Source organism: Pantoea jilinensis (assembly GCF_019104105.1).
Lineage (GTDB): Bacteria > Pseudomonadota > Gammaproteobacteria > Enterobacterales > Enterobacteriaceae > Pantoea > Pantoea eucalypti.
This window is the reverse complement of the sequence record NZ_CP077748.1, coordinates 470,268-483,571: the sequence shown is the minus strand read 5'-3', so window position 1 is coordinate 483,571 and position 13,304 is coordinate 470,268. Positions and strand designations below refer to the sequence as shown.

Sequence of the window (13,304 nt, the reverse complement as noted above, 5' to 3'; positions counted from 1 at the left end):
GCGTAAGATCTTCATTCTGTGGATGAAAGGGATCGTTTTCTGACTACAGTGAACATTAGCACTGTTTACAGTGAACATTCTACCTGGTACAGTGAATAAAGTACTGATTACAGTGAACACTTTACTGATTATAGTGAACACGATCACCCTTTTAGCCCTTGGTGGGCGCGGCCTGCGACGATCGGGGATCTCTTAGGATCTCTCTATGATCTATTAAGGATCGTCTTTTAGGATCTGGTCACTGTATAAGTGGAAAACTGCTTCAAAACGTAATCTTCGTACATGTTATTTATCAGCAAATGATTGTTAGCAATTAGCAGATTACTTGACTGAATCTTCGCACCACAAATTCCAGATTCTCATATAATAAACAACTTCCTCACTATTATTCATTTTTCATCATCAACTACAGCGCGTATCGTCTCTCCATCACTGACAGAATGAGGAAAACGGCACCATGACTGAACATGCCCTATCACGTAACCCCGCAACTGGTGAAATTCTGGCACGCTATCCACTGCAAAACCCGGCAGAGCTGGAGCAGACGCTTGAAACCAGCGCATCAGCTTTTGCCACATGGAAACACAGCAGCATGACCGATCGGGTTCGCGTATTACGCCAGCTTGGTGAGCAACTGCGTCTGCGAGAGCCTGATCTTTCCCGTATGATCACAACGGAGATGGGAAAACCCATTTCGCAGGCACGCGCTGAAGTCCTTAAATGCGCCAACTTATGCGACTGGTATGCTGAGCATGGCCCTGCAATGCTGGCCGACCAGCCCACCCAGATTGCTGATGCATGGCAACGATTCCGTCCCATCGGGGTGATCCTGGCGGTGATGCCATGGAATTTCCCACTGTGGCAGGTTCTGCGAGGCGCAGTGAGCATGTTGCTGGCAGGTAACACCTATCTGCTGAAACACGCGCCTAACGTCATGGGCAGCGCCACACTGATGGCTGAGCTGTTCAGCGCAACCGATCTGCCAGCGGGTGGCTTCAACCTGGTCAACGTCGACAACGACGGTGTCTCAGTCGCCATCAAAGATGATCGTATTGCTGCCGTCGCCGTAACCGGCAGCGTACGGGCTGGCGCAGCCATCGCCGCACAGGCAGGTGCAGCATTGAAGAAAACCGTGCTGGAATTGGGCGGATCCGATCCCTTTATCGTGCTGGCAGATGCCGATCTTGATGAAGCGGTTAAATCTGCTGTCATTGGGCGTTTCCAGAATACCGGGCAGGTCTGCATGGCCGCTAAACGCTTTATTATTGAAGCGCCAATTGCAGAAGAGTTTGAAAAGCGTTTCACGGCCGCGGTTCAGGCGCTCACCATGGGCGATCCTCTGGATGAAAACACCTTCCTGGGCCCAATGGCTCGCGCCGATCTGCGTGACGAACTGGATGGACAGGTTAAAGCGACACTGAGCGAAGGCGCACGTCTGGTGCTGGGTGGTGAAAAAGTAGCAGGGCAGGGTAACTACTATGCGCCGACCATTCTCGCAGATGTCACCAGTAACATGACCGCATTCAGACAGGAGCTGTTTGGCCCGGTCGCGGCTATTGCTGTGGCACGGGATCCTCAACATGCACTGGAGATCGCCAATGACAGTGAGTTTGGCCTCAGTGCAACCGTCTGGAGCGGTAACGAAGAGATTGCCGATCAACTGGCGCGGCAGCTGGAGGTTGGTGCGGTGTTTATCAATGGCAACGGCGCGTCCGATCCGCGCGTTACCATCGGTGGCGTGAAGAAAAGCGGCTACGGCCGTGAGCTGTCGCACTTTGGTGTGCACGAATTCTGTAACGTGCAGACCGTGTGGAAAAACCGCCGCTAGTTCTTATTGCGCCGATGGAAGATAAGCGGGCGCTGCTTTAGCGACCGCACTGACCGGACGCAGCAACCGATCCGGTGCAAACGCACTCAGCATCGGTGACGCTGTGCCGCTCAGCATCTCCTCAGCCACCAGCCTGCCCAGCAACGGGGCAAGGGTCATTCCGCTATGGCTGACCATCAGATAAACGCGTGCTGACGCGCTGATGTAGCCTGTTGCCGGTAAGCCATCAGCCGGACGCGACCGCTGTCCTGTTTCAATCCGCTCAATTCTCGCACCTTCCGCGTTTTTAAACAGCCGACGTAATCGGCGCAGCATCTCTTTACCGATCAGTCCATCCGGCGAGACCGGCCGTGCCGGATCGGCATGCTGATCCAGATCCAGCGCCTGCAGCATCAGGCGGCCGCCGCCATCCGGCCGTACATTCAGTTCCGGGGTTATCAAATTGCATTTAAGTGGGATCGGCAGAGGCTGCGTCTGCGCCAGAAAACTACAGGCAACAGGATCGGCGCGATTTGCATCGGTCATCGCCAGTTCAAGCCCACATTGACTTATGAGTTCCGGTGCCCAGCGGCCAGTCGCCAGTATCAGCTGATCGCCACGCCATTCATCACCACTGGCCAGTGTCAGATGCACATCCCGATTTGTTTCAGTCAGCGTTGTCACTTCATTGTTGCAGACCAGCTGTCCGCCACTGGCGCGCAGGTCCGCCAGCAGAGAGGCGATAAACAAGCTCGGATAGAGCAGGCACTCCGACGGGAAAAACCATGCGTGCTGAATGCGGGGATCGAGCCGCAACGCGGGCAGAGCATCCAGAAGTGCGGCGCGGCTACGTTTTTCAACGGGATAATCAAGCGTTGTGAGCTTTGCTGCGCGTCGCGCCAGCTGGCACAGGGACGATTGATCGGCTGCCCACTCCAGCGTGCCGGTTTCCAGCAGCCATTGGGGTGATGCAGGATGACTGGCCTGCCAGCGCTTGTGCTCGTCTATCGCATGGGCATTCAGATCATGGTAGCTGGTGGGTTCCTTGCCGTTGGCATTAACCCAGGCATAGCTGATTTGACTGGTTCCGCTGCCAGGATAGTTTTTATCGAAGACGGTGACCTGCGCGCCCCGTCGCGACAATGATTGCGCGACGGCTAAACCCAGCACGCCTGCACCGATTACGGCAATACGTTGTGGCATATCTGGTCTCTCCTGAACAGGGATGAGTGGAAAACTGCTTCCCGCCGGGTCGTTTCACTATTGCGAAGTCGACAAAGGACGTCAACCGCAGCTTCAGATAGTGGCTTCATCAAACCAGTCAGGCACAGGATCGGGCAGATTGATCCACTGCTCAGGGCCCGCAGCCATCTCATAGGGTGTCAGCAGTGCGTGGTCGAGCGCGGAAAGAATGCGCTTTTCATCCATTTCAATGCCGATAAAAACCAGCTCCTGGCGCGCATCGCCAGTCCCTTCCTACCAGTGTTCAGCGATGAAATTGAGAGTATCCGCATCCTGTGGCCAGTCCATCCGCGGCACACTTACCCACCAGCGCCCGGCATAACCCTGACGAGCCACAGCGCCCGCCTGCGACCACATCGCAGCATAGTCAGGCCGGCTGGCGAGCCAGAAGTAGCCCTTAGAACGGATAACACCGTCAAGCTGGTGATTAACAACTTCCCAGAAACGCAGCGGATGGAACGGACGGCGGGCGCGATAGACAAAACTGCGAATGCCATACTCCTCCGATTCCGGTTGATGCTCACCACGCAGGGTCTGCAACCAGCCTGGTGCCTGTGCTGCACGATCAAAATTAAAGCGACGGGTATTGAGCAGGCAATCGAGCGGAACCTGGCCAAACTCACTGTTCACAATAAGGGCATCTGGATTGAGCGCACGCAGCATGCCCTGCAGTTCATGCAATTGCGTCTGGCTGAGCAGATCCGTTTTGTTCAGTACCAGCAAATCACAGAACTCAATCTGATCTACCAGTAAATCAACCACAGAACGCGTATCCTCCTCGCCCAGTGACTCGCCGCGGGACTGAAGATCATCGACTGAACGATAATCTCGCAGAAAATTGAAGCCATCCACCACGGTAACCATGCTATCCAGACGCGCATAAGCCGACAGACTTTCACCTTCTTCATCTTCAAACGTAAAGGTTTCAGCAACCGGCAGCGGTTCAGAGATCCCGGTAGACTCAATTACCAGATGATCGAAGCGACCGGCCAGCGCCAGACGTTTCACCTCCAGCAGCAGGTCTTCTCGCAGCGTGCAGCAGATGCAGCCGTTACTCATTTCAACCAGCTTTTCATCGGTACGTGACAGCTGTGCGCCGCCGTCGCGCACCAGCGCAGCGTCGATATTAATTTCAGACATATCATTGACGATGACCGCAATCCGCCGTCCTTCGCGGTTATTAAGAATATGGTTGAGCAGGGTGGTTTTACCGGCACCGAGAAAGCCAGAGAGAACGGTAACCGGCAGTCGGGGATCCTCGGATGTCAGGAGGGAGAGTGGCATAGTGTTACCTGTCAGTAGTGATTAATATATATGTTATAACATAACATTAATCAGCCTCTTTTCAATCGCGATTTCTGTTCCCCTGTTTGATAATGAAAATAGTTAAAAAGAAGGAGAAGCGATGCAAACACTCACTCTGGTGCCGCGTCTTGTACCGGACGTCAGAAGCGGCGTGAAAACCTCAACGATACGCTGGCAGGAAGGTGATGTCGTCACCGGTCCACTGAAACTGGTCAATCAGGAGGATGCAACCGACACGGTAATTGTATGGGTGACGAGGATCGAAACGCTGCGCCTGGATCACATCGCCGCACGGCTGGGGAAGGAGGCTGAATGGCCGGATGCGGTGCTGCTGGCGGGGATGCGCGAACACTATCCAGAGATCAGTCTGAGCAGTGAGGTGCAGCTGATCACACACCTCACGCCCGCCGAAACTCAGGTAAAGCTCGCCGAACGCTAATTAACTGTGCTCAATGACCAGTAGTGCCAGCGTATCGGCTTCCAGTGCCCGGAAGATATGGAGCTCATCGCCCGGATAGGTAATGTAATCACCCACATCCAGCTCCACAGCACTCTCTACCGGACCAACCAGCGCACGCCCTTTGGCAATAATAATATGCTCAATGGTATTGGGGATGTGAGGCTGTGAAATGCGTTCGCTCCCCGGCTGGACCTCCAGCAGATAAATATCACGCCGCACGCCGGGTGGGCAGGATGCCAGCAAAACGGCCTGATAATCGGCCAGATCGGCGGTAACCGACAGACCTTCTCCACGTCGTATCACCTGCAGGCGACGTGCATCAGGTTCCAGCAGACGTGAAAAGGGAATATTCAGCGTCACGCACAACGACCACAGCGTCTCAATGCCCGGATTACCATTTCCCGCTTCCAGTTGTGACAGCGTAGATTTGGCGATCCCTGCGCGGCGTGCTACTTCAGCCAGTGACAGACCTGCTCGCTGACGTTCACGCACTAAAGCGTTAGCAATAATGCTGATAGGGGTATTCAAATGCACTCCCGAAACTCAAAGTGTTTTTTATATCGAACATAACGTTCATCTTGTAAATCGCCGTGGCGATGTTCATTATATCGGATTATACGTTCATTATGAGACAGAGTGATGCGTTTTCCGCAAATGCAGTTGCTGGACAAAGGGGTAATTAAAGCGATTTTCCTGGTCTGCCTGGCTGATGGGATCGTCGGTTTATCTTATGGCTCGCTAGCCTCCGCCGACGGATTTCCGCTCTGGGTGCCACTGGCGCTCTCAACGCTGGTGCTGGCGGGGGCGTCAGAGTTTCTGTTTATTGGCATTGTGGCCGGTGGCGGCAGCCCCTTTACCGCCGCCGCTGCGGGCTTGCTGGTGAACGCGCGTCATCTGCCGTTTGGTATTGCGGTAAAAGATCTGGTGGGAACGGGCCCGCGGGGTTGGTTTGGCTGTCACATCATGAACGATGAAAGCGTGGTATTCGGAATCTCTCAGCCTCAACTGGCTCAGCGTCGTAGCGCTTACTGGCTGTGCGGCATCGGCATCGGCTTTATCTGGCCTGTCAGCGTGATGACCGGCGCGGCGATAGGGCAGTTTATTCCTGATGTCTCGGTGATTGGGCTGGATGCGGTATTCCCGGCCATTCTGATTGCCCTCATTTTTCCCGCGCTGCGACAGCGACGAACCCGGATCCCTGCCACTGTCGGGGCGTTACTCTCGCTGCTGGCGACGCCACTGGTTCCGGCGGGCATGCCGGTGTTGTTCTCACTGCTGGGCCTGCTGACATGGAGATCGCGCAAATGACGCATCAGGGAATGATCATTGCCGGCATTGCTATGCTGGCCGCAGGGACGTATCTGATGCGTTTCGCAGGCGTCAGGCTGGGAAACCGTCTGCCTGTCAGCGAGCGCACCCAGCAGATACTCTCTGACGCTGCCACTGTCTTGCTGCTGGCGGTAGCTGCGACCACCACGTTGTTTGAGGGGCACCATTTTGCCGGTGTGGCTCGTGTGGCTGGCGTAGGCTTTGCGCTATTACTGGCGTGGCGTCGGGCTCCGCTGATTGTGATTATTCTGGGGGCGGCGGTGATGACGGCGCTGTTACGTTTCCTTGGCGTATCCTGATGCTGATTTGTCCTGTGGCTGCTTAACTGCGTCCCGTCCAGGATTGCTATCTGCATGGGCATAACGGCATGATGAGGGTTTATCACCTGATCGGAGTTCACCTATGAATCGTCCGTTACAGATTGGCCTTTTACTCTTTCCTGATGTCACACAACTCGATCTAACCGGTCCCTGGGAGGTGTTTGCGCGCACGCCCGACACCAGTTGTCATCTGGTCTGGAAAGATCTACAGCCAGTGCGTTCCGATCGAGGCCTGTCTGTATTGCCCACCATGACGTTTGATACATGCCCGCAACTGGATGTGATCTGTGTGCCCGGCGGACCGGGTCAAATCGCCCTGATGTCAGATGACGTTACGCTGAAGTTCCTTCAAAAGCAGGCCACTCAGGCACAGTGGATTACATCGGTCTGTACCGGGTCGCTGGTGCTGGGAGCTGCCGGATTGCTTAAAGGATATCGCGCGACCTCGCACTGGAGTTCCATCGATCAGCTGGCCTTGCTGGGTGCGGATCCGGTCAGTCAGCGGGTGGTGCGTGACCGTAATCGCATCAGCGGGGCAGGTGTGACCTCGGGCATCGATTTTGCCCTGACGCTGGTGGCAGAAATCGCAGGTGACGCAGTGGCGAAAGCGGTTCAGCTACAGATGGAATATGATCCACAACCGCCATTCACCAGCGGTTCCCCTAAGACCGCACCGCCACAGGAAGTCGAGCAGGCAAAGGCGAAGATGGCGGCGTTTATTGCTACGCGCCGGGCCGCAACCATGCGTGCCGCACAGCGACTACAGGCTGAACAGCTTCCGGATGCCGGGAATACGCAATAGCAGCAGTAAGAGTGACATCGAATGGAGCAATGTCAGGGCGATAACCCGTAATTTATCGCCCGGCGTCGGGATGTGGATCGCGGCGGTCTGCAAGTTAATCAGCACTGTCCCATCACCCGATTTCTTCAGTAAAGATAAGCTGCATCATAAGCGCCTGGAAAACCTGGCATTTCGGTTTTCACTGCGTGGATGATTTACAGAAAGCACTGATTACCGGCAGAGAAGCGATCTATCCCGACTGGTTTTTTAACCGTAAGTCAGCCAATCCACATCGCATCGATGCGGCGGCCCGTCATGAATATCTGCGTGTTTTTCAGCAACCCGGCGCATTGCGGGCTGGGCTGGCTTTTTACCGGGCCTTTGCGCAGTCGGCAGAGCCGAATCGCCAGCGTGCGCGAAAAGGTAAACTGGCTGTGCCACTGCTGGCAATTACCGCCGATCAGGGATCGATTCCTGATATGGCGACACCGTTACGCGCCGTTGCGCACCAGGTTAGCAGTCAAATTATCCTTAACTGTGGTCATTTTATTCCTGACGAACAACCGGTGAAATTAGCGGAAATACTGGCAAACTTTTTTACTCACACCACGAATAAAAGCGAATTAACGCTTCTGTAAATAAGGGAAAGTAATAGTGTGCAGCGGATTATTAATATTCTTGCTGATCCGCTGCTATCTCATACGCCTTTCCAGTAAATATGTCTATCTTATTGATTTTAAATCACTAACTGTGGGTTATTCCGCGTTGCTTTCTGAGTCGTGCTGTGAATAAATAAACCGTCATTATCATCCACCTTCAGGATGAGTTAAATAAAACCGTCGGCAGCAGACTGCCGATAGCATATTGCCGGGGCTGCGATGAATCAGGAAAAGGCACGACTGGCCGGAGAAATTAAAGCCGGAGTTAATGAACTGGAATCGCAATTAGTGGCGATTCGACGTGATATCCATGCGCATCCGGAATTAGGCTTTGATACGCTGCGCACAGCCAGTCTGGTCACCGACTATCTGCAGGCGCTGGGACTTCATCCCCGCACCGGTGTAGGTCGCAGCGGTGTGGTGGTGGATATCGACGGTGCAGAGCCGGGCAAAACATTGCTGTTGCGCGCCGACATGGACGCGCTGCCGATCCAGGAACAGACCGGTTTACCTTTTGCCAGCCGCTATCCTGGTAAAATGCACGCCTGCGGTCACGATATTCACACTGCGACGATGCTGGGTGTGGCAACGTTATTACCACGCTATCGTCAGCAGCTTAAAGGGCGCGTCCGGCTGATTTTCCAGCCTGCAGAAGAGACACCCGAAAGTGGTGCTGAAGCGATGATCGCGGACGGCGTAGCGGAGGGCATCGACTGGGCTGTCACTTTGCATAACAAGCCTGAACTGGCGGCGGGGGAAGTTGCCCTGACACGCGGTGCCAGCACCGCCTCCAGCGACGAATTCGATGTCACGGTACACGGCGTATCCACACACGCGGCACGTCCGCACATGGGCACCGATCCAATACTCGCCACCGTGCATCTTATCAGCCAGTTGCAGACCATCATTTCTCGTGAACGCGATCCTGCACACTCTGCCGTCCTGACTATTGGGCACATTCAGGGTGGGACTACCCACAATATCATTCCTGACAGCTGTCTGTTCCAGGGCACCATCCGCACCAAATCGCCAGAAGTGCGTGCTGCCATGGAAGCCTCATTTAAGCGGATGTGCGAAGGGGTGGCGCTGGCACAGAACGTGCGCGTGGAGGTTAACTTCCAGCGTGGTGTGCCGCCATTAATGAATGACGATCGCCTGATTGATTCACTGGAAGAGATTCTGTCGCATCAGTTTGATAAAGCGATCATCGCGCAGCCCAGCGCCAGCTTTGGCGCCGAAGATTTTTCACTGTTCACCGAACGGGTTCCGGGTTGCCAGATCCATATTGGTTCGGCCACGCCAGGCCGGGACGATCATCTGCATAATTCCGATTATCAGCCTGATGAACGAAGCATTACCGCCGGGACGCAGGCGCTGACCCGCCTTGCAATTGATTTGCTCTCTTAATAATAAATAAATGAGGTTTCTATGATGATGCGCAACCGTCTGTTCACGGCTTCTCTGACCGTGACACTGCTCGCCACTTCCGCATTCAGCCAGGCGAAAGATTTCGGCACACTGAAGTTTGCTACCGAAGCGGCCTATCCTCCGTTTAACCAGACTACGCCGAGCGGTAAAATCGTGGGCTATGAACCGGATATGGTAGCGGAACTGGCAAAGCGTGCAGGCTTTAAATATGAAATCATCGCGCAGAAATGGTCGGGCATGATTCCTGGCCTGATCGACGGTAAATATGATGCAGTGGTCGACGCCGTGACTGTGACGCCAAAGCGTGCTGAAGCGATCGATTTCACCCATCAGTACACCGTCAGCGTCTCAAGTTTTGTGACCGCCAAAAAAAGCCCACTGGCCACGCTGCCAGGCAGTGGCACGGTTGTGACGGCGGATGATGCCGCTGGCATGAAAAAAGCGATCGACGATCTGAAAACCACCTTTAAAGGAAAAACGATCGCGGTACAGGTTGCCACCATTCAGGCGGACTTCCTGCAAAAATATCTGGGCGATGTCGCCACCATTCGCACGTATCAGGCCGGTCCTGAAACCTTCGCCGACCTGATGAATGGCCGCGTCGATGCCGTCATGGCTTCGCGCACCAACCTCAACGCCTTTGTGAAAAAAAACAGCGATGCAATTAGCAGCAGCGGCTATGGCTTCTCCGGTGGCGTGCTGGGTGCGGGATCGGCCATTGGTCTGCGTAAAGGCAACAGCGAACTGCAGCAGGCGCTGAATCAGGCGCTGGACTCGATGATCAAAGACGGAACGCTGAGCAAACTGTCGATTAAATGGTTTGGCGAAGATGTCGCGCCAAAAGCGTAACCACTGATGCTGATGAATATTGACTGGCAGATTCTGGGTTTCGGGGATGAGGGCTGGGGTGGCGTGCTGCTTAGCGCCGCCGCCGTTACTGTCAGCGTATCGCTCTGCGCCTGGTTGCTGGGAGCGATGCTGGGCAGCGTACTTTGCTGGATGCAGATTGCTGGATCGCGCTGGCAGCAGCGGCTTGCGGCAGGCTACATCACACTGTTTCGCGGCGTGCCGGAACTGCTGGTGATCTATCTGTTCTACTTTGGTGGACGCCAGGTGGTCTCCACCGTGGGCACCGCGCTGGGATTCCAGGGACCGTTCGATGTGAACGGTTTTGTCGCGGGTGCGATCGCTATCGGGCTGATCTCCGGCGCCTATCAAAGTGGTGTGTTTCGCGGCGCGTTCTACGCCATTCCGGGCGGTACGCTGGAAGCCGCGACGGTAACCGGCATGGGGCGGCTGATGATGTTTCGCCGCATTATCGTGCCGCAGGCGTTACGCACTGCGCTGCCGGGCATGGGCAACCAGTGGCAATCTGTTATCAAAGAGTCGGCGCTGGTCTCTGTCACCGGACTGGTCGAAACCATGAATCAGGTTTCCACGGCAGCCAACTCCACCCAAATGTCCTTTTTCTTCTACAGCGTGGGTGCGGTGATCTACCTGATTATCACCACCTGTTCCGATATGGTTTTCCGCTACGTGGAAAAGTTTGCGATGCGCGGTCAACAGCGCGTGAAGGGGTAAGGAGTCCACGTGGATATGATGTTTTTACAGCAGACGCTGGTGGCGTTGCTGAAAGGATTACCGCTGACTATCAACCTGGCGCTGCTCTCGCTACTGGGCGGGGGCGTGCTGGCGCTGCTGCTTAATCTGCTGCGCATGACGCGCGTCGGCAGTTTTTTCTGTCGTTTCTACGTCTGGCTATTTCGCGGTACGCCGCTGCTGATCCAGATTTTTATGGTCTATTACGGCCTCGGCAGTTTACCGGCGGTGCGTGAAAGCCTGTTCTGGCCGCTGCTGCGCGATCCTTACTGGTGTGGTTTGCTGGCGCTGATCCTCAACGATGCGGCGTACACCTCGGAGATCCTGCGTGGCGGGCTGCGTGCCGTCAGCCAGCAGTCGCTGGAGGCCGCTAAAGTGTCGGGCATGTCGTCCTATAAGATCTTTACCCGCATCACCTTACCGATTGCGATTCGACAGGCGCTACCGGCTTACAGCAATGAAATCATCTCGATGATCAAAGCAACGTCACTGGTCAGCACCATCAGCCTGATGGAGATGACCGGCATTGCCGACTCCATCGTCTCTTCCACTTTCCGGGCCCTCGAAGTATTCCTGAGCGCAGCGGTGATCTACCTGATACTCACTATGCTGGTGAGTAAAGGCGTCTCGATGCTGGAACGACGCTTATCACCTTACTATTTTGGAGCACGATCATGACCGCACCTACCATCATGCTGAGTCATCTCAGAAAGAGTTATGCGGGACACGAAGTGCTGCATGATATCAGCCTGACCGCGCAGGATGGCGATGTGATTTCGCTGATTGGTGCGAGCGGGTCGGGCAAAAGTACACTGTTGCGCTGTATACCGTTTCTTGAAGTGCCACAGGCGGGTGAAGTTGCGGTGGGCGACATTAACGTCACGCTGGATAACGCCGATGAGAAACTGAGCCGCGAGCAGCGACGTCGCATCAAGCTGATGCGAATGCAGCTCGGCTTTGTTTTCCAGAGCTTCAACCTGTGGCCGCATAAAACCGTGATGCAAAATATCATCGAAGCGCCGGTTCACGTGCAGAAGCGTAGCCATAAAGAGGCGATTGAAGAAGCGGAAGCGTTGCTGCATAAAGTGGGACTTTATGCAAAACGTGATGCCTGGCCGTCCCAGTTATCCGGCGGCCAGCAGCAGCGCGTGGCAATTGCCCGGGCGCTGGCGCAGCAGCCAAAAGCAATCCTGTTTGATGAACCAACCTCCGCGCTGGATCCGGAGCTGGTGGGCGAGGTGTTACGGGTGATCCGCAGCCTGGCCGAAGAGGGACGCACCATGATTATCGTGACGCATGAAATGGGTTTTGCGCGTGACGTGTCGAACAAAGCGGTGTTTCTGCATCAGGGCATGATTGAGGAGTCCGGTTCGCCGGAGCAGGTGTTCCTTGACCCCATCTCGCCACGCTGCCGAACCTTCGTGAACAGCCACTTTGAGCGTAATGCAGGCTAGAGCAGCAGGGGAACGTATTACCGCTAAGCCGCGTGTCTTAAAATCAGAAAACCCCGGAAGCATTTCCGGGGTTTTTTTCAGCCAGGCTGGGTGATTCAGATGAGCCTGTAAACGCAATATCCTGAAATTAAGGATTGAAAACAGGGCGGCCCGCTTCAACCAGTGCCTGCCACTGCTGATAGCTGGGACGGTGCTGGATGTTTGAATACCACGCTTTCAGAGCAGTACATTCGTCTGGCACAGCAAGGTTCACCAGAGCCGCGAAGATCATGCCGCCGGTTACGGCGATGTCGGCCATCGTAAACGTATTGCCCGCGACATAAGGCTGTGAGCGTAAAACGGCATCGAAATAGTGCATGCCACGGATGGCCTTTTCACGCATCTTCTCACCCCATTCCGCATTCTGATAGAGCTCAACCTCTGGCCCTAATCCTGCGGTGGCATGGTGGAAATAGACGCTGACCGCATCAAGAAATTCGATTTCAGCCCGTTTGGTCATCATATGGATAACGCCTTTTTCTACCGGCGTGACGCCCGTCAGAACAGGGTTTTCATCCAGCACGTCCAGATATTGCGTAATCGCGGTGCACTCTGCGATCAGCGTTCCATCTTTCAGCGCTAATACTGGCAGGGTTCCTGAGTAGTTTATGGCTAAAAATTCGGGCTTTTTATGCTCACCTTTCCACAGATTGATCGGGATAAATTCCACCTGAGAAAGTAATCCCTTTTCCGCCAGGGCAATTCTGACCCGTGCAGGATAAGGGCCATTATACCAGTCATAGATTTTCATCGAGGGGAGAGAAGAAGCTTCAGATGCATTGTTGATATCAGTCATGGTTAAGTTACCTACCTGTCAATTGGTAGATTGATTGTGGCGGTGAATGGTTATTCTGTCAACCCCTGTCTACCAGTTGGCAGGT

14 protein-coding genes and 1 pseudogene are annotated in these 13,304 nt (G+C 54.7%); 11 read left to right on the top strand and 4 right to left on the bottom strand.

Features of this window, described 5'->3' with window-relative positions:
* Positions 1 to 457 precede the first annotated feature (457 nt).
* Positions 458 to 1,828, top strand: coding sequence for an aldehyde dehydrogenase family protein (locus KTJ90_RS21735; RefSeq protein ID WP_039661753.1), 1,371 nt, complete (start codon positions 458 to 460; stop codon positions 1,826 to 1,828).
* Between the two features lie 3 nt (positions 1,829 to 1,831).
* On the opposite strand, the gene KTJ90_RS21730 is transcribed toward KTJ90_RS21735, so the two are convergent.
* On the bottom strand, positions 1,832 to 3,010 hold the full coding sequence (locus KTJ90_RS21730; RefSeq protein ID WP_499026925.1) for an NAD(P)/FAD-dependent oxidoreductase: 1,179 nt from the start codon (positions 3,008 to 3,010) through the stop codon (positions 1,832 to 1,834).
* Positions 3,011 to 3,103: 93 nt separating this feature from the next.
* Positions 3,104 to 4,333: pseudogene (gene zigA / locus KTJ90_RS21725) on the bottom strand (zinc metallochaperone GTPase ZigA).
* A 121-nt stretch (positions 4,334 to 4,454) separates the two neighbouring features.
* Between zigA and KTJ90_RS21720 the strand changes: the two are divergent.
* Positions 4,455 to 4,793 (top strand): ASCH domain-containing protein, encoded by a 339-nt coding sequence (locus KTJ90_RS21720; RefSeq protein ID WP_192377972.1) that lies wholly within the window; start codon positions 4,455 to 4,457, stop codon positions 4,791 to 4,793.
* Here KTJ90_RS21720 and KTJ90_RS21715 read toward each other — a convergent pair whose 3' ends face one another.
* Positions 4,794 to 5,342, bottom strand: a complete 549-nt coding sequence (locus KTJ90_RS21715) for a helix-turn-helix domain-containing protein (RefSeq protein WP_003855850.1) — start codon at positions 5,340 to 5,342, stop codon at positions 4,794 to 4,796.
* Positions 5,343 to 5,453: 111 nt separating this feature from the next.
* On the opposite strand from KTJ90_RS21715, the gene KTJ90_RS21710 reads away from it, so the two are divergent.
* The 9 genes from KTJ90_RS21710 (at position 5,454) to KTJ90_RS21670 (ending at position 12,384) form a co-directional block, all read left to right on the top strand.
* Complete coding sequence (locus tag KTJ90_RS21710) at positions 5,454 to 6,122, top strand: AzlC family ABC transporter permease (RefSeq protein WP_003855851.1); 669 nt, start codon at positions 5,454 to 5,456, stop codon at positions 6,120 to 6,122.
* Positions 6,119 to 6,442 (top strand): AzlD domain-containing protein, encoded by a 324-nt coding sequence (locus tag KTJ90_RS21705; protein ID WP_003855852.1) that lies wholly within the window; start codon positions 6,119 to 6,121, stop codon positions 6,440 to 6,442. The genes KTJ90_RS21710 and KTJ90_RS21705 overlap by 4 nt, the downstream gene beginning before the upstream one ends.
* Positions 6,443 to 6,545: 103 nt before the next feature.
* Positions 6,546 to 7,265, top strand: a complete 720-nt coding sequence (locus tag KTJ90_RS21700; protein ID WP_485523317.1) for a DJ-1/PfpI family protein — start codon at positions 6,546 to 6,548, stop codon at positions 7,263 to 7,265.
* Positions 7,266 to 7,450: 185 nt separating this feature from the next.
* On the top strand, positions 7,451 to 7,882 hold the full coding sequence (locus tag KTJ90_RS21695) for an alpha/beta fold hydrolase (protein WP_438476036.1): 432 nt from the start codon (positions 7,451 to 7,453) through the stop codon (positions 7,880 to 7,882).
* 240 nt (positions 7,883 to 8,122) lie between these two features.
* Positions 8,123 to 9,310 (top strand): M20 metallopeptidase family protein, encoded by a 1,188-nt coding sequence (locus KTJ90_RS21690; protein ID WP_008924454.1) that lies wholly within the window; start codon positions 8,123 to 8,125, stop codon positions 9,308 to 9,310.
* Positions 9,311 to 9,331: 21 nt separating this feature from the next.
* Entirely contained in the window at positions 9,332 to 10,180 is an 849-nt protein-coding gene (locus KTJ90_RS21685; protein WP_499026920.1) for an ABC transporter substrate-binding protein, read from the top strand.
* A gap of 6 nt (positions 10,181 to 10,186) precedes the next feature.
* Positions 10,187 to 10,912 (top strand): ABC transporter permease, encoded by a 726-nt coding sequence (locus KTJ90_RS21680; RefSeq protein WP_187513384.1) that lies wholly within the window; start codon positions 10,187 to 10,189, stop codon positions 10,910 to 10,912.
* 9 nt (positions 10,913 to 10,921) lie between these two features.
* Positions 10,922 to 11,608 (top strand): ABC transporter permease, encoded by a 687-nt coding sequence (locus KTJ90_RS21675; RefSeq protein WP_039661765.1) that lies wholly within the window; start codon positions 10,922 to 10,924, stop codon positions 11,606 to 11,608.
* Positions 11,605 to 12,384 (top strand): ABC transporter ATP-binding protein, encoded by a 780-nt coding sequence (locus KTJ90_RS21670; protein ID WP_039661766.1) that lies wholly within the window; start codon positions 11,605 to 11,607, stop codon positions 12,382 to 12,384. The genes KTJ90_RS21675 and KTJ90_RS21670 overlap by 4 nt, the downstream gene beginning before the upstream one ends.
* 127 nt (positions 12,385 to 12,511) lie before the next feature.
* Here the strand turns inward: KTJ90_RS21670 and KTJ90_RS21665 are convergent, their stop codons facing one another.
* Positions 12,512 to 13,219, bottom strand: coding sequence for a glutathione S-transferase (locus KTJ90_RS21665; protein WP_312041126.1), 708 nt, complete (start codon positions 13,217 to 13,219; stop codon positions 12,512 to 12,514).
* Positions 13,220 to 13,304: the final 85 nt, after the last annotated feature.

Coding starts and splice junctions, on each gene's coding strand:
- KTJ90_RS21705 (WP_003855852.1), top strand. CDS start 6,119: ATGACGCATCAGGGAATGATCATTGCCGGCATTGCTATGCTGGCCGCA.
- KTJ90_RS21690 (WP_008924454.1), top strand. CDS start 8,123: ATGAATCAGGAAAAGGCACGACTGGCCGGAGAAATTAAAGCCGGAGTT.
- KTJ90_RS21735 (WP_039661753.1), top strand. CDS start 458: ATGACTGAACATGCCCTATCACGTAACCCCGCAACTGGTGAAATTCTG.
- KTJ90_RS21665 (WP_312041126.1), bottom strand. CDS start 13,219: ATGACTGATATCAACAATGCATCTGAAGCTTCTTCTCTCCCCTCGATG.
- KTJ90_RS21685 (WP_499026920.1), top strand. CDS start 9,332: ATGATGATGCGCAACCGTCTGTTCACGGCTTCTCTGACCGTGACACTG.
- KTJ90_RS21720 (WP_192377972.1), top strand. CDS start 4,455: ATGCAAACACTCACTCTGGTGCCGCGTCTTGTACCGGACGTCAGAAGC.
- KTJ90_RS21670 (WP_039661766.1), top strand. CDS start 11,605: ATGACCGCACCTACCATCATGCTGAGTCATCTCAGAAAGAGTTATGCG.
- KTJ90_RS21730 (WP_499026925.1), bottom strand. CDS start 3,010: ATGCCACAACGTATTGCCGTAATCGGTGCAGGCGTGCTGGGTTTAGCC.
- KTJ90_RS21680 (WP_187513384.1), top strand. CDS start 10,187: ATGCTGATGAATATTGACTGGCAGATTCTGGGTTTCGGGGATGAGGGC.
- KTJ90_RS21710 (WP_003855851.1), top strand. CDS start 5,454: ATGCGTTTTCCGCAAATGCAGTTGCTGGACAAAGGGGTAATTAAAGCG.
- KTJ90_RS21700 (WP_485523317.1), top strand. CDS start 6,546: ATGAATCGTCCGTTACAGATTGGCCTTTTACTCTTTCCTGATGTCACA.